Annotated in this window: 20 protein-coding genes; 11 read left to right on the forward strand and 9 right to left on the reverse strand. The window is 41.4% G+C overall.

The window, feature by feature from the left end; genetic code table 11:
• Positions 1–76 precede the first annotated feature (76 nt).
• The gene (locus ACIROD_RS20950) at positions 77–352 is read left to right on the forward strand and encodes a YutD family protein (protein ID WP_101223644.1); all 276 of its coding nucleotides are present in this window, start codon (positions 77–79) and stop codon (positions 350–352) included.
• Positions 353–383: 31 nt separating this feature from the next.
• Here the strand turns inward: ACIROD_RS20950 and ACIROD_RS20955 are convergent, their stop codons facing one another.
• Both ACIROD_RS20955 and ACIROD_RS20960 read right to left on the reverse strand, forming a co-directional pair.
• Positions 384–671 (reverse strand): cytosolic protein, encoded by a 288-nt coding sequence (locus tag ACIROD_RS20955; RefSeq protein WP_397315510.1) that lies wholly within the window; start codon positions 669–671, stop codon positions 384–386.
• 70 nt (positions 672–741) lie between these two features.
• Positions 742–1008: a DUF3055 domain-containing protein gene (locus tag ACIROD_RS20960; protein ID WP_098371475.1), complete on the reverse strand. Its 267-nt coding sequence runs from the start codon at positions 1006–1008 to the stop codon at positions 742–744.
• Positions 1009–1433: 425 nt separating this feature from the next.
• Between ACIROD_RS20960 and ACIROD_RS20965 the strand changes: the two genes are divergently transcribed.
• Both ACIROD_RS20965 and ACIROD_RS20970 read left to right on the forward strand, forming a co-directional pair.
• Positions 1434–1871 carry a DUF86 domain-containing protein gene (locus ACIROD_RS20965; protein WP_101223642.1) on the forward strand — a complete coding sequence of 146 codons (438 nt, stop codon included), beginning with the start codon at positions 1434–1436 and terminating at the stop codon, positions 1869–1871.
• A gap of 23 nt (positions 1872–1894) precedes the next feature.
• The gene (locus ACIROD_RS20970) at positions 1895–2662 is read left to right on the forward strand and encodes a TIGR01457 family HAD-type hydrolase (protein WP_101223641.1); all 768 of its coding nucleotides are present in this window, start codon (positions 1895–1897) and stop codon (positions 2660–2662) included.
• A 45-nt stretch (positions 2663–2707) separates the two neighbouring features.
• Here the strand turns inward: ACIROD_RS20970 and ACIROD_RS20975 are convergent, their stop codons facing one another.
• Positions 2708–3205, reverse strand: coding sequence for a phosphatidylglycerophosphatase A family protein (locus tag ACIROD_RS20975; RefSeq protein ID WP_063234039.1), 498 nt, complete (start codon positions 3203–3205; stop codon positions 2708–2710).
• Between the two features lie 206 nt (positions 3206–3411).
• Between ACIROD_RS20975 and yutH the strand changes: the two genes are divergently transcribed.
• The 5 genes from yutH to thrB all read left to right on the forward strand — a co-directional run bounded on the left by yutH (position 3412) and on the right by thrB (position 8922).
• A complete protein-coding gene (gene yutH / locus ACIROD_RS20980) occupies positions 3412–4413 on the forward strand; it encodes a spore coat putative kinase YutH (protein WP_402943708.1) in 1002 nt (333 codons plus the stop codon).
• A gap of 104 nt (positions 4414–4517) precedes the next feature.
• Positions 4518–5432, forward strand: coding sequence for a L,D-transpeptidase family protein (locus ACIROD_RS20985; protein WP_402943711.1), 915 nt, complete (start codon positions 4518–4520; stop codon positions 5430–5432).
• Positions 5433–5624: 192 nt separating this feature from the next.
• The gene (locus ACIROD_RS20990; protein ID WP_402943714.1) at positions 5625–6923 is read left to right on the forward strand and encodes a homoserine dehydrogenase; all 1299 of its coding nucleotides are present in this window, start codon (positions 5625–5627) and stop codon (positions 6921–6923) included.
• Complete coding sequence (gene thrC, locus ACIROD_RS20995; RefSeq protein ID WP_101223638.1) at positions 6920–7981, forward strand: threonine synthase; 1062 nt, start codon at positions 6920–6922, stop codon at positions 7979–7981. Before ACIROD_RS20990 ends, thrC begins: the two co-directional genes overlap by 4 nt.
• Positions 7978–8922 (forward strand): homoserine kinase, encoded by a 945-nt coding sequence (gene thrB, locus ACIROD_RS21000; protein WP_101223637.1) that lies wholly within the window; start codon positions 7978–7980, stop codon positions 8920–8922. The genes thrC and thrB overlap by 4 nt, the downstream gene beginning before the upstream one ends.
• Before the next feature lie 189 nt (positions 8923–9111).
• On the opposite strand, the gene ACIROD_RS21005 is transcribed toward thrB, so the two are convergent.
• Positions 9112–9348, reverse strand: a complete 237-nt coding sequence (locus ACIROD_RS21005) for a NifU family protein (protein ID WP_034310199.1) — start codon at positions 9346–9348, stop codon at positions 9112–9114.
• 152 nt (positions 9349–9500) lie between these two features.
• Here ACIROD_RS21005 and ACIROD_RS21010 point away from each other — a divergent pair, with 152 nt between their 5' ends.
• The gene (locus ACIROD_RS21010) at positions 9501–9824 is read left to right on the forward strand and encodes a YuzD family protein (RefSeq protein ID WP_402943718.1); all 324 of its coding nucleotides are present in this window, start codon (positions 9501–9503) and stop codon (positions 9822–9824) included.
• A gap of 97 nt (positions 9825–9921) precedes the next feature.
• Here ACIROD_RS21010 and ACIROD_RS21015 read toward each other — a convergent pair whose 3' ends face one another.
• Positions 9922–10989, reverse strand: a complete 1068-nt coding sequence (locus tag ACIROD_RS21015; RefSeq protein WP_402943721.1) for an NAD(P)/FAD-dependent oxidoreductase — start codon at positions 10987–10989, stop codon at positions 9922–9924.
• Between the two features lie 288 nt (positions 10990–11277).
• Here ACIROD_RS21015 and ACIROD_RS21020 point away from each other — a divergent pair, with 288 nt between their 5' ends.
• The gene (locus ACIROD_RS21020) at positions 11278–11514 is read left to right on the forward strand and encodes a YuzB family protein (RefSeq protein ID WP_063234046.1); all 237 of its coding nucleotides are present in this window, start codon (positions 11278–11280) and stop codon (positions 11512–11514) included.
• 29 nt (positions 11515–11543) lie between these two features.
• On the opposite strand, the gene ACIROD_RS21025 is transcribed toward ACIROD_RS21020, so the two are convergent.
• Together ACIROD_RS21025 and ACIROD_RS21030 are read right to left on the reverse strand one after the other, a co-directional pair.
• On the reverse strand, positions 11544–11747 hold the full coding sequence (locus ACIROD_RS21025; protein ID WP_402944056.1) for a hypothetical protein: 204 nt from the start codon (positions 11745–11747) through the stop codon (positions 11544–11546).
• Positions 11704–12036, reverse strand: a complete 333-nt coding sequence (locus ACIROD_RS21030) for a DUF2225 domain-containing protein (protein ID WP_402943723.1) — start codon at positions 12034–12036, stop codon at positions 11704–11706. The genes ACIROD_RS21025 and ACIROD_RS21030 overlap by 44 nt, the downstream gene beginning before the upstream one ends.
• Before the next feature lie 366 nt (positions 12037–12402).
• Here ACIROD_RS21030 and ACIROD_RS21035 point away from each other — a divergent pair, with 366 nt between their 5' ends.
• Positions 12403–12765 carry a HesB/IscA family protein gene (locus ACIROD_RS21035; protein ID WP_101223634.1) on the forward strand — a complete coding sequence of 121 codons (363 nt, stop codon included), beginning with the start codon at positions 12403–12405 and terminating at the stop codon, positions 12763–12765.
• Positions 12766–13128: 363 nt separating this feature from the next.
• Here ACIROD_RS21035 and ACIROD_RS21040 read toward each other — a convergent pair whose 3' ends face one another.
• Together ACIROD_RS21040 and ACIROD_RS21045 are read right to left on the reverse strand one after the other, a co-directional pair.
• On the reverse strand, positions 13129–13770 hold the full coding sequence (locus ACIROD_RS21040) for an SDR family oxidoreductase (protein ID WP_101223633.1): 642 nt from the start codon (positions 13768–13770) through the stop codon (positions 13129–13131).
• A 153-nt stretch (positions 13771–13923) separates the two neighbouring features.
• A complete protein-coding gene (locus tag ACIROD_RS21045) occupies positions 13924–14916 on the reverse strand; it encodes an NAD(P)/FAD-dependent oxidoreductase (protein WP_402943727.1) in 993 nt (330 codons plus the stop codon).
• Between the last annotated feature and the right edge of the window lie 366 nt (positions 14917–15282).

The following is a 15282-nucleotide window of genomic DNA, read 5'->3' on the forward strand; positions in this document are numbered from 1 at the left end:
TCTATTTTTCGCTTAGTAATTGATGGGGAATCAGTTATAATTTAAAGAAGAAATGTATTTATGAGAGGTGAAAACAATGATTACCATCAATAACATGACCTACGAAATAATTGAGGATGAAAGGGAAGGCTATAACGAAGAAGCGTTTAAAGCCAGATACAGTGAGATTTTAACGAAATATGATTATATAGTAGGGGATTGGGGTTACGGACAATTGAGGCTGCGTGGATTTTTTGATGATTCCAATCAGAAAGCGACCTTCGATACAAAGATAAGCACGCTTAGTGAATATTTATATGAATACTGCAATTTTGGCTGTCCTTATTTCGTCGTGAAGAAAGTAAAGAAATAAAAAGGCCAGAATTCACTCTGGCCCTTCCACGTTAAGAGTTACCATATCCTTTATATGGAGGCTGTTCATCTTTTTCTGGATCATCATGTGTCGGATGAGCACCAGGATATTGTCGAGGTAAGCCTTCATGCAACGATTTATTTTCATAATTGAAGGCACTTTGATATCGTTGCCCTTCCTGCCACGGTGTGTTTTTATTCTGGACTGGTGCATCTTTTGCAATGGCTGATCCAAAAGGTCCTTCGGGAAATTCTTCAGGAATTAAATAATCCCTCTGTTTTTCGACATTGGAAAAATCGTGGTATTCTTCTTTGTCCAAGATAATCCCCCCTCATGTAATCGATCTTACATTCAGTAGGTTTTCCCGTTTAAGAAAAAAACTTCAGCACTCAGACGATTTCCATTAAAAAGTGACGCAGTTCCTCGGCTTCCGCTTCTGACAACTGAAAGGCATGCTCAAGATAGCCTTCCTCTTCTAAATCATCAGGCCCAATAATCGCGAAACGGTTACTCTGCATATTCAAAACAAGCTTCTTTCCATAAAACCGATCGGTAGTCGTAATGGCCAAATCGAATCTTGATTCCTCTCCCATGAAGCTTATGAACCGGGTTTTTGAATCAACGACGTCATTGTATAAATAAAAACGATCTTCCATAGTCTCATTCCCTTCTTATCTTCACATTTGTATTTCCATCATAACAAAGTGACTTCAATAGGGGAACAGACATTTTTCTGGGCTGCCGACTGTAGAAATTAATCCCTCCCCATGATGCTTCAGAACCTCGAGCAATCATTGCGTTCATCGGTTAGATGAAAGTGGTTAAGAATATAAATGGAATCATGAATTGGTTTTCTTGGAGTGGACGTCGGAAAATGCCCCTCTGTGAAAAGGCAATGTTTAAGTCAATGCACCTGTTAGTAATTGGATTGTACAATGGTTGGGGTTGAAGGAATTGAGAGTAAGGGAGAAGCTATGGTATTATCAAGGAATAAGGTTGGTGCGGCACAGGGTCTTAACTATGCCGCTCATTCAACCAATGATTCCCTATATCATCTTAGATCAGAAAGGATCTGGAAATAATGTACTTTGTAGACCGCCAAAAAATTGAACAAATATTAGGTTTTCTTGAAAAGCAGCTTGGACTTTTTGAAGGGCATGATAATTGGGATGGAGACCTTTCGGAACTTATCGCAGAAAGGCTCATACAAACTTCCATCGATTCCGTGTTGGATGTAGGAAATGCGGTAATTGATGGTTTCATTATGCGTGATCCAGGAAGTTATGAAGATATTATCGATATCCTTCAAGATGAAAAAGTGATTTCAGAAGAAAAAGCGATACAATTCAAAAAGGTTTTGCCATTAAGGAAAATGCTGGTTCAAGACTTCATTGAAGTGAATCACAAAGAACTGCATGCCGTATTTTCGGAAAATATCGAGGCATTCAAGCAATTCCCTGATTTGGTGAGGAACTATTTAACAAATGAATTGGGACCTGTATCAGCTTTTAAAAACTAGCAGCGTTAGGAAGGCGAATTCAAATGAAGTCGTATAAAGGATATTTAATTGACTTAGATGGCACCATGTATCGCGGAACTGAACAAATTGCGGAAGCAGCAGGGTTTATCAATGACCTAAGGAAAAGGGATATCCCTTATTTATTCGTCACCAATAATTCATCCCGGACTCCGGCACAAGTAGCGGATAAGTTAAGAAGCATCGGCATCTCAACAGAGGATGAACAGGTTTTCACGACAAGCATGGCCACTGCCAATTACATAGCCGAACAAAAGAAGGATGCATCGGTCTATGTGGTGGGTGAAGAAGGCATCATCGAGGCTCTTAAGGAAAAAGGAATGAAGCTTGTCGAAGAGCATCCAGATTTTCTGGTAATGGGCATCGACCGCGGCATCAATTATGAAAAGTTGTCAAAAGCCTGTCTTGCTGTTAGAAATGGGGCTGTTTTCATTTCGACCAATGGTGATATTGCCATTCCAACTGAACAAGGCCTTTTGCCTGGGAATGGTTCCTTGACATCCGTTGTTTCCGTTTCGACTCAGGTACAGCCGATTTTCATTGGAAAACCTGAATCCGTCATAGTGGAGCAAGCACTAAGAGTATTAGGGGTACCTAAAGAAGAGACAATCATGGTTGGCGATAACTATGATACGGATATTCTTGCCGGCATTAACGCAGGGATCGATACACTGCTTGTACATACTGGCGTGACGACAAAAGAACGCCTAAAGCAATATAAGGAGCAGCCAACGCATGTGGTGGACACACTCGACTTATGGCGCTTCGAATGAAAAAAAACAGGCCTGCGATTGCAGTCCTGTTTTTTTCATGCCGTTTTATTCTGCATTTTCGGTTCTATGGGCAAGCCGGCTTGAAGCGGCAGCTGCAATCGCTCCAACGATATCATCTAAAAAGGTGTTCACCTTACCTGTGCTTTTATCGTTTAGATATTTTAAGATCCCCGGCTTTTGTTTATCAATGAAACCATAATTGGTAAAGCCGATCGATCCATAAACATTCACAATTGAAAAAGCCAATATTTCATCGACCCCATATAGACCTTCATCTATTTCAATTATGCTCAGCAGAGGCTCCTCGAGCAGTTTTTTCTCAGCTAAAATATCCAACTGAATGCCGGTAAGGATGGCATTTTGGACCTCGCGTTTTGAAAGGACCCGTTCGACATTGTGAAGGCAATCGGACATTTGGAGATTTTCATGGTAGCCAGATTGTAAATACATGACTAGCTCAGCGATATCCTCCAATTTCACTCCTCGTTCAATTAGCCATCTTCGAGCCGTTTTTTCAGACATTGATTGTTCAATATTAGCCATGTCATCACCCATTTCTCTATATTTTAAAGGGATAGTTCTAATGCAGGTAGGTTGATTTGATTAAAATGAAAAGCCATGAAGGATGTTTTGATCCGAATTTCTAATAAGGTTTCGATAATCATTCAGAAAACGGGTTATTCCACATATATATAAGTATATGATGTCCAATATTTCTATTATATCCATTTGATGAAGGGGGCCATTCCATGATAGAAGAAATCATTTTTAATAATTATGGCATACAGGTGGAGCTTGAAGAAGCCAATAGCAGGTTTCCAAGCTTCCGTTCAGGAAATATGGTTTACAGCATCGTTCCCATTGAAAATATGGAGCAGGAGGAATTAGTGGAACGGTATAAAATGTCTCAACATCTGATTTCACAAGGAGATCGTCACGTATCCGCCTTTGTCCTTGCCAATCATGGAAGTTATGTTTCGGAAGCGGATGAACAATTATTCATCCTTCTTGCCAATCAGGCATTGGAAGGTCCGAAAAATTTCAATCCAGGAAGACGCCTGGCAAGATTTCATCAGCGTGGGAGAAATATTAATGAAACGATTCGAACATGTTCAAGGATCGGTAAATGGAAAGAACTATGGGAACAAAGGATCGATCAGTTAGAAAAGATTTGGCGGGATAAGCTCAACGCCCATCCTGATAACCAGTTTGAAAAATTATTTATAGAAACCTTTCCCTATTATATGGTCCTGGGTGAAAATGCGATTCAATATTTAGTCGACACGGAAATTGATGATACCCCGCAAATTGTCGATAGTGGAACGGTTTGTTATGAACGTTTTTTACATGATACGTGGAAAAGCAATAAGTGGATGAAAAATCCGTTCGATTGGGTATTCGACCATGGAACCAGGGATGTCGCAGAATGGGTGAGGGAACACTATTTTCAAAATGTGCATACCCATCAACGGGGCATTGGCCAATTCTTTCACGAATATCAATCCATAGAACCATTCTCCAGCTTTTCAGCCCGGTTGTTATATTCGAGGATGCTATTTCCCATTCATTATTTTGAAACTGTGGAAGAGTATTTTTCAAAAACGACGGAATCAAGGTCGAATGAGTTGGAGGATAAAATATCTTCCATCACGAAATCCTCACAACAATATGAGTCCTTCCTCAAACATTTTTATGAATTGGCGGAGGTCCCGGCCAAGCAATATGATTTGCCTAAAATTGACTGGATTTAGATAAAAACGGGAAAGAAATATGATTCATCCTTCTTACTATGTTATGATGATAACAAGATTTTTTAGAATAATTAGATATTTAATCACTACGGAAGGATGGGACCATGAAAAGATTGATGATGGCCGCCCTTTTAGCTCTATTAATCATCCAAACGACAAATCTTGCAAAGGCTGAAACGAAAACAAGTTGCGAAGCAAATCAATTCAAGATTGTCATGAAGTCTGCTGCGGATGTGAAGGAAAAGGCGTCGGCTGCAAGCAAAACATTAATAACTTATAAGAAAAACAAAGAATTATCGGCAAGTGGAAGAACTGGAAACTGGTATAAAGTCTGTCACTCGAAAAAGACAGCATATATCAATTTGGCAGATGCTAATGAGGTTTTCGTTACCAGTGAAAAAGCCCTTCTAAAGAAATTCGATAGTAGAAAAGGCGTTAACCAAGTTGTATCGGTGACAGGAAAAGCGATGAGTGATACAAAGGTTACGATCCAAACGTATGAAAAGAAACAAGGGGAATGGCGCCGGGCATTGAAGAAGATGGAGGGTGTCATTGGAAAGAACGGCTTCACGAAGAGCAAAAAAGAGGGTGATGGAAAATCCCCGGTTGGAATTTATTCATTCGGTACGTCTTTTGGAAGTGGAACGAAGCCAACCGGAATGAAAATGGGTTATAAGAAAACGACCAAATATGACTACTGGATTGACGATCAGACATCCAATGATTATAACAAGTGGAAAACCTATAAAGGAAATCCTGCAGTTAAATGGAAGTCTTTCGAAAGGATGAATCATGAACTCTATAAGTATGGCGTGGTCATAAATTATAATACGAATCCCATCATAAAAGGAAAAGGCAGTGCAATCTTTCTTCATGTATGGAGAGGGGATACAAAGCCGACTGCGGGATGTACAGCCACAGCCGAAAAGAATGTCCTCAGTTTACTGAAATGGATGGATCCCGTGCAAAAACCACATATTGCAATGGGTACAAATGATTCATTGAAGAGCGTTAAGTAATAATCAGCAAAATGGTTTTCCTATAAAAAAAATTAGCTTTACCCGTACTTACTCGTTCAAGGGATGGGCGAAAAAAGTTCGTGCATCCATCTTTTCTAACTATTGATAATTATTTGAATTAAACTTATAATGTCTACTATACAAATACAAATGTTTTCTTCAGGCAAACAGTTTTTAAGGGGGAACCAAAATATGAAAGCCATCTCGATCGGTTTATTGGGGTTAGGTACAGTCGGTTCAGGAGTCGTACAAATCATTGAAAGTCATCAGGACAAGCTCATGCATCAAGTGGGCTGTTCCATATCCGTTAAGAAGATACTAGTCAAAGACACGACGAAGGAGCGGCTTGTCGAGGTCGATAAAGGAATGTTAACTGACAATCCTGAGGATATCCTTTCGAATCCCGAGATTGATGTTGTAATAGAAGTGATGGGTGGAATCGAAGAAACACGCAGTTATCTGATAGAAGCTATAAAAAATAAAAAGCATATCGTTACGGCCAATAAAGACCTAATGGCTTTATATGGACCGGAACTGCTGGAATTGGCCACCGAGAATCAATGTGATTTATTCTATGAAGCAAGTGTTGCAGGGGGAATTCCGATTTTACGCGGTCTTGTCGATGGATTATCTTCTGACCGCATCACGAAAATGATGGGAATCGTCAATGGAACGACAAACTTCATTTTAACGAAAATGAGCAAGGAAGGCAGAGCTTATGATGACGTATTGAAGGAAGCCCAGGAGCTGGGATTTGCTGAAGCCGATCCGACAGCCGATGTAGGCGGATTGGATGCGGCCCGTAAAATGGCGATCCTATCAACACTCGGGTTCTCAATGAACATTGGTTTGAATGATGTTGAGGTACAGGGCATTACCGAGATATCCGAAGAGGATTTGAGATATAGTAAGAAGCTTGGTTATACAATGAAATTGATCGGCATCGCTTCCAGGGCAGGGGATAGGGTCGAAGTAAGTGTCCAGCCTGCACTTCTTCCGGAAGCACATCCGTTAGCATCGGTAAATAATGAGTATAATGCTGTATACGTTTATGGGGAAGCCGTAGGGGAAACGATGTTTTACGGACCGGGGGCCGGTAGTCTTCCTACTGCGACTGCAGTCGTTTCGGATATGGTGACGGTCATCAAGAATATGAGGCTGGGCGTAAATGGCCGCAGTGCGGTTTCTCCTCAGTATCCGAAACAATTAAAAGATGCCACTGAGATTTTCGCTAAGTTCTTCATTCGTTTACATGTTCAAGATGAAGTTGGTGTTTTAGCCAGAATCACGAATTTATTTGCCGAGCATGGAGTAGGATTCGATAAAATCCTTCAATTGCCTCTGGATGAAAAGGAATCTTCCGAAATTGTATTGGTTACACACACTGCCACAAAGGCTGCATTTGAGCAAATAATACAGAAATTACATGATTACAATATGGTAAGAGAAGTGAAAAGTACATACAGAGTTGAAGGAGAGGACATCAAATGAGCTGGCAAGGACTTATAAGCACGTATAAAGAATTTTTACCCGTTAATGATAACACACCTGCACTAACCCTTTTGGAGGGTAATACACCTTTAATCAAACTGAATCGATTATCCGAAGAGTGGGGAATCGACTTACATGTAAAATATGAAGGGGCGAATCCAACTGGGTCGTTTAAAGACCGCGGAATGGTCATGGCCGTCGCCAAAGCGATAGAAGAGGGCAGCGACACGATCATCTGTGCTTCCACAGGGAATACATCGGCAGCTGCAGCCGCTTATGCGGCCCGTGCCAACCTGCGCTGCATCGTTGTCATCCCGGAAGGTAAAATAGCCATGGGCAAGCTTGCCCAAGCCGTCATGTACGGGGCGGAAATCATCTCGATCGAAGGGAATTTCGACCAGGCTCTAAAAATCGTCCGTTCACTTAGTGAGAATTCACCGATAACTCTTGTGAATTCGGTCAATCCATACCGGATTGAAGGGCAGAAAACAGCGGCTTTCGAAATTTGTGATGCCCTCGGATCCGCACCGGATATTTTGGCGCTTCCAGTCGGGAATGCAGGTAATATAACGGCTTACTGGAAAGGGTTTAAAGAATATAACGAATCGAAACAAACGGGTCTTCCTGAAATGAGAGGGTTCGAAGCTGAAGGTGCGGCTGCAATTGTCCGGGATAGCATTATTGAAAATCCAGAAACGATTGCAACAGCCATCCGGATTGGGAATCCTGCAAGTTGGAGCTTTGCTGTGGAAGCAGCAAATGAATCCAAAGGCAAAATTGATGAGGTGACAGACGAAGAAATTCTGGAAGCCTATCATTTCCTTGCTAAAAAAGAAGGGGTATTTGCAGAGCCGGCATCTTGTGCTTCCATTGCAGGCATCTATAAACAATTAAAAAGCGGTGAAATCAAAAAGGGAAGTAAGATTGTTGCCGTTTTGACTGGAAATGGATTGAAAGATCCGAATGTGGCAGTCAATACAAGCACGATTCAGCCGACATTGCTGCCAATGGATGAAGAGGTCATTTTAGAACATCTGCAGGGTGTGAAACAGGCATGAGTGCGGAATCAGAGATGTTCTTGATCCGTGTACCAGCAAGTACGGCCAACTTAGGACCAGGATTCGATTCCATCGGCTTGGCGCTAGGACTTTACTTGGAAATACACGGATCTTCATCAGATCATTGGGAAGTCGTTCCACTTTCAGAGGAAATGTCTGTTTTTCCAACGGATGATCGTAATTATATCGTCCAAATTGCCAAGGAAACGGCGGCATCCTATGGAAAGGAACTTTCCCCATGCCGGCTTTTCGTCTCTAGTGAAATTCCACTGGCGCGTGGGCTTGGCAGCAGTGCCTCTGCCATTGTGGCGGGGATTGAATTGGCGAACATCGTTGGTGAACTTCAATTATCCGAAGAGGAAAAGAATAGGCATGCTTCCCTCTTTGAAGGGCATCCGGATAATGCGGGGGCATCAGTGTATGGTGGATTGGTTGTGGGCCTGCATACGGAGGAAAGAACGGATGTCGTGTCTTTTCCAATCGAGGGAGTTAAGGTGATTGCTGTCATTCCCGATTTTGAATTGCTTACAGAGGATTCAAGAAATGTCCTTCCGAATTCGCTTTCCTATAAAGAGGCGATAAGCGGAAGTGCAGCCGCAAATGTTTTGCTGGCAGGAGTTCTATCTAAAGATTGGAAGCTTGTTGGTGAAATGATGCAAAGTGATCGTTTCCATCAACCATTTAGAGCAGAGTTGGTCCCTCATTTAGCGCTTATTGAAGAAGTTGTCCTCAATGAAGGCGGATTTGGTGCGGCTCTAAGCGGAGCAGGTCCAACTGTTTTATGCTTATCATCCGCAGAAAATAGTGAAAGTTTACTCACAGTATTGAAGGAAACATTTCCGGAATTTCTTGTGAAAGAATTGGAAATCGATAATGAAGGCAGTTATACGGCAACCCTTTCAGAACAGGAAAAAAAGGAATTGAAATTTTTGAAATCGTGAGCCATGCTTCATTCATTGTCCATATAAAAAAGCTGACTCGCGTCAAGCCGTATCAATTTGATAGGGCAAAAGCCGAGTCAGCTTTATTTTTATTGCAGTCCAGAAAAGATTCCGGCCTGTATAAAAAGGTTGAACGTGTATAGATGAAGTGAGCCTACATCCATACGCTGCATGTTATTTAAAGGGCCATTAGAAAACTTGTTCAACTTCCACTACACCAGGAACTTCTTCAAGAAGGGCACGCTCAATCCCAGCTTTTAGCGTAATGGTCGAACTAGGACAGCTTCCGCAGGCTCCTAGTAATCGTAATTTTACAATTCCATCTTCTACGTCAACTAGTTCACAGTCACCGCCATCACGAAGAAGAAACGGACGAAGCTTATCTAGGACTTCTTGAACTTGAACTTCCATTGTTTGTTCAGACATTGCAATCGACTCCTTTCCTAATCATATTATAAAGCGAAGGTAGTAAAAAATCCAACTGTAACTTTGCGGAAATATAATCTATATTATTCTGGTATGATGGAAACAGGTGAAGTTTTTAAACATTATTCAAAATGAAGGAGGAAGAGTAGGTAATGAAAGAAATTGAGATAGAAGTATATGGTGCGGAGCAAATTTGCGCGAGTTGTGTTAATCTCCCTTCTTCGAAAGATACCTGCGAGTGGCTTGAAGCAGCTTTAACGAGGAAGTTTCCTGAGCAGAAATTCAAAATATCCTATATAGATTTGTATAATCCTCCAGAAACGCAAAAGCAAAAGGGCTTTGCCGCGAAGATGATCGAGGAAGATTTATTTTATCCACTGGTCCTCATCGAAGGAGAAATCATCGCAGAAGGAAATGTGCGTCTCAAAAAAGTGGTGGAAACGATGGAAAAATACGGGTATACAATACAAGAGTGATATATAATGGAAGAAATAAGAAAAACTGACCCATGAATGAGCTGCATGCAGCTCATTGGGCCAGTTTAATATAAAATGTAGTATAGATGGGTTGGAATCAACCGTTATGGTATTTGTACATCCAGAGAATGCCTGATTTCATCAGGCGTGCCACTCTACCGGTGATTGGGCGATTTGCAACAAGACCGAAACCTTGTTTCTTCCCAAGAGAACCTAATGTCCCTTTTAATTTCATTGTCGGGAAGCTTTCAGGAAGTGGTTCATTTGCCCATTTCTTTACAAGAACCTGTACGATTTGCTCAGCTTGGGACTCCGCTAATTGAGCACTAGGTGCATGAGGCAGGCTCGCGCAGTCGCCGACGACAAAGATGCTGTCATCATTAGGAAGGAAATGCTGAGGAGTCAGAACGGCTCTTCCTTGACGGTCTTTTTCTATATCCATATCGCGGATGATCTTACTTGGCTGGATTCCAGCTGTCCATACGATGACGTCGCTTTGAACGGCCTCGTCACCATTATAAAGAATGTTTGGCTCAACTTTCGTTATATTTGAATGATGGACGATTTCGATTGTATGTTTATCGAACCATGATTCGACAAAGGTGCTTAACCTTTCTGGGAAAGCAGATAGAATATGCGGTCCACGGTCGAATAGCTTAACGTTTAAATCTGAACGGCTTTCAATCAATTCACTTGCAAGCTCAACACCACTCAGTCCGCCACCAACGATAGAAACGGTTGCACCGGCACCTAAATTATTCAGGGCTGAATATGTGCGGCGTGATTTATCGATTGTTTGGATACTGTAGGTATGTGTGTCTGCACCAGGAATATTGTGGTATTTATCTTCGCAGCCAAGGCCAATGACTAAATCATCATAAACGACAGGATCTTGATTTTCTATAATGACTTGTTTATTTTCCATATCGATGGAAAGTACTTCTCCGTATACGTTCTTCAAGCGAGGATGTTCAGGAAATGCAACACGGATGTGCTGATCTGGAATGGTACCTGCTGCTAAAGCATAATATTCCGTTTTTAAGCAGTGATAAGGATTACGGTCGATAAGCGTGATGCTCACATTTTCAGGAAGCTGATTAGGCAGCAATCTTTGCAACATGCGCATACCACCATACCCGCCACCAAGTATGACTAGATTCTTCATATGATTTTTCCCCTTTATTTGATCTCTTGAAAAATTTGACTAGCATTTAACTATAGGATTCCCCCAAATGGTCCCCTTTAAAGTTTAATTAAATATATATACCCCAATTAGTAGCAAGAATAAAAAATTAGATAATTTTCTTTTATTTACGTACCCCGACAAAAGTATAACGAATATAAAAGGAAATCACAACCGATATCTTGAAATCGGCTGATTTTTTATGCGTAAATATTGACTGTAAAAGGGAAAAGTATTAAGATGGTTTGTTAGTAACTGTGAGGTGAAACAATGTACCCGATTATTGAATTTTGTGTAAGCAATCTGGCCAGCGGCGCTCAGGAGGCTCTGGAAAGATTGGAGCGGGATCCAAATTTGGATATCATAGAATATGGTTGTCTGGGTTATTGCGGCAGATGCTCCAGTAACTTATATGCGCTTGTAAACGGTGAAGTGGTTTTTGGTGATACAACGGATGAATTGGTTGATAAAATATATAAGTACATTGATGAATTTGAAATGTTTTAATCATCAACGGTGAATAAAAAGGCTGTTCCTTAGTGGACAGCCTTTTTAATATCAGTGCTGCAGCAACTCAGTGGGGTGTTCGCTGCTGCTTGAGTTCCTGAAAGCGGTCCCGCCATCTGGATGATGGAGGCTACCCGGTCATTGTTTTGACCTTCGAATACTAATGAAAAATACTTGATGGCTGCCTTTTCATTTCCTATCTTCCTTGAGATGTCGCCAGCGAGATATAGGATTCTGGCTTCGGATACCTGGGTGCCGCTGAAGTCTCCTGTTGAATAGGATGTGCTTCATATTCCTTAGGGCGAACCTCAAAAATCTTTCTTCTTGTTCCTTGTTTTTGTTGATCCTATATAACCATGCTATCCTTAAACAGATTCCGGCAAGGATTATATGATTTTCCTTTTTTAAAGCTCCGCAATAACTCGCCAGCTTGTATGTATTGATCGCATCTTTAATGGATCTCTCATTGCTAAAATGGTGGGGAACCCACTGGGAGCTTACTTTTTCCATAATGATTTCCATTGTAGTGGGGGGAAGTACCGGGAGAAATCCTCCGAATACGAAAAGCCTCAGTGAGGGCAAACAAAGATATTATAGTAAAGTGCGTTAACGGCTGAATCAACATAACGGGGCAAAAGTCCGTGTCATATTTAACAACTTTTACAAAACGCGACCGTACCTTTTTGTGTTTGATTTTTGCTTGCATAAAAGGCATTCCATGCTTTTATCTTATAGAGGGTGTATGCCTTCGATCTAATTTTTATTGGTAAAATAGGTGGGGGAATATGAATTTTTTCAAGCTGGAAAATTGAGCGTGGGAATTTCTTTGGTATATACTATAAAGAGTAATAGTTCTATCTCACATATCAGAAGAAGGAGGGATTTATTGTGAGTGAAGTTGTTCAAATAACGGAAGCTGCCGCTTTTCAGATAAAAGAAATGATGAAACAAAATGGTGAAGAGGGTTCCTTTTTAAGAGTGGCCGTTAAAGGCGGAGGCTGCAGTGGATTATCCTACGGAATGGGTTTTGAACAAGAGCCCGGAGAAAAAGATAGCCAGCTGGAACAGTTTGAAATTAAGATCCTTGTTGATGCCCAAGATGCAGATATATTGAATGGAACGGTAATTGATTATAAACAAACGATGATGGGTGGAGGCTTTACGATCGAAAACCCAAATGCTATCGCTTCATGCGGTTGCGGGTCTTCCTTCAAAACGGCTAAAAACGCCGGTACGCCGGAAAACTGCTAAGAAATCTTATCATTGAGAAAAGGGGGGGCACTTTAACAAGTGCCCCCTTATTATTGGAAAAAGGGATTTGGAATGGTCTCATCCCGAACCATGATTTTAAAACAGGGTCCAAGTACGTGGACGGTCGAATAAAGTGCCGTGAAGGTCGAATAAAGTGAGAGGACGGTCGAATAAAGTGCCGTGAAGGTCGAATAAAGTACGAGGACGGTCGAATAAAGTGCGAGGACGGCCGAATAAACGCTCCAGCTGAAAACAGCTGGAGCGCTTATTAAAGAAAAAACCAGGCAAACATCAAATTTGACTACAGTCTAAGGTCTAAGGGGGCACTAAAAAAAGTGCCCTTTTCCATGGTTATTTGCTGCTTTAAATATTGTGCAGGGCCTCCGTGATTGGGAGGGTGCCGCTGGAAATCTCGAATGTTTTATTGAATGTTTTTTCTTCTGTGATTGTTTTTGCAAGAACGTCGGCGACATCGGCTCTTGGAATGGAATTGTCAGTATGATCCACTTTCTCATCCGCAAATATTTTTCCGATAGCTTGTTCATTTGTCAAAGCAACCGGCCGGACAATCGTGTATGTCAGCCCGCTTGCTTTTAAATGTTCATCGGCATCATGCTTTGCTTCGAGATAATGGTGCATTCCTTCTTGGGCTTGTTCCGGATTATCGGAACCGACAGAGCTTAGCATGACAAAACGTTCGATTCCCTTCTTCTTGGCGGCATCAACCAGTTTAATGGCTCCATTCTTATCCACAGCTGTCGTTTTATCGGGCCCTGTTTTTGGTCCAGATCCGGCTGCAAAAATGATGGCTTCCATGTTATCCACTGCTTTATCCACATTTCCCTCTAAATCAGCAAGGATTGGATGCCCGCCGAGTGCTTTTATTGTTTGGGCCTGTTCCTCTTTCCGGATCATTCCGTAAACAGTCATTTGCGGATTTTTTGATAATTCCCCAATGATCTGCTTTCCTGTCGTTCCATTGGCTCCTGCAATTAAAATATTCATTTATGCATTCTCCTTTCATGGCTTCCCCTACTCTTTACCCTTAGAATGACAAGGGTAAGCGCTGTGGATAAGTAATGAAAAAAGTTATCCACAATAACCGAATTGGGGACAATAAAAAAACCCGGCTATGAAAGTCGGGTTTTTGCGTAATTTTTAAAACATGGAGGAACTATGCATCGGCTGAACTTTTGCTTTTGGGTCAATATATTGTTTGGCGTGATTGACGGCAGTGGGTGCCTCACCAAAACCGCTTGCAATTAATTTTACTTTGCCATCATATGTTGCAATGTCACCTGCTGCATAAATTCCGGGGATATTCGTTTCCATTCTGGAATTCACCAAAATATTGTTTTTCTGGATATCAAGTCCCCATTCCTTGATGGGACCAAGAGAAGAAACGAAGCCGTAGTTAACGATGACAGCATCCACTTCCATCGTCTCTGTATCTTCACCGTTCGTATCCTTGATGACAATTGTATGGATCCGTCCGTCTGTACCAATCAACTCTGAAGGTATGTAAGGAGTCTTTATTTCAACTTTTGAATTTTTAAGTGTTTCTACACTATGTTCGTGGGCACGGAATTTATCTCTTCTGTGAATGATGCTCACTTTCTCGGCGATAGGCTCCAGCATCAGGGCCCAGTCCACTGCTGAATCCCCACCTCCGAAGACCACCACTTTTTTTCCGGCAAAATGGTTGAGGTCGTCGATGAAATAGTGAAGGTTGCCGCGTTCGTATTTTTTTGCATCATCAATTTCGATGCGGCGGGGTTGGAAAGCCCCATTTCCAGCTGTGATGATAATCGTTTTGGAGTAATGGATTTCTTTATCAGTCGTTAACTTGAAAACTCCATCAGCTTGCTTTTCCACTTTTTGAACGGCTTGCTCCAGGACAACATCCTGCTCGAACTTTGCCATTTGTTCCTTCAGGTTATTCACTAGCTCCTGAGCCCGCACTTTGGGAAAACCAGCGATATCGTAGATGTACTTCTCAGGATAAAGGGCAGACAATTGTCCGCCTAATTGTGGCAGGCTCTCGATGATTTTTACGGATGCCTGTCTCATTCCTCCATAAAATGCAGTGAATAATCCAACTGGGCCTCCGCCAATGATGGTAATATCATAAACTTTTTCATTAACTTCCAACGTTATCCCTCCGATATACTAGGTTTGCTGAAATTTATTCTCTTATTTTAACATAGATGGTCTTTGAAAAAACGGAGAATGTTAGAAAAGTGAGAAAGTTTTGACTATATACAGGCGGTTTAATAATGAATGTTCTTTATCCTCTTTCAAAAGTGGGGAACATTGCCCTTTGCCAATGTTAGCATATCGTAAAAATATGGATAGCAGCCGGGTGAAAAGTAACGTTTTTCGGCGTGATTTTAACCCTAAAAAGTTCGGTTTGTTACTTGAAAAAGGTATGGAAAAAGACTAATATTTACTTAGACATCATTAGGTAAAATTTTTATGAATTTTTCATGACAATTACGAAGTGTTACGTGAAATACG

The organism is Peribacillus sp. NPDC101481 (genome assembly GCF_044767165.1).
GTDB lineage: Bacteria > Bacillota > Bacilli > Bacillales > DSM-1321 > Peribacillus.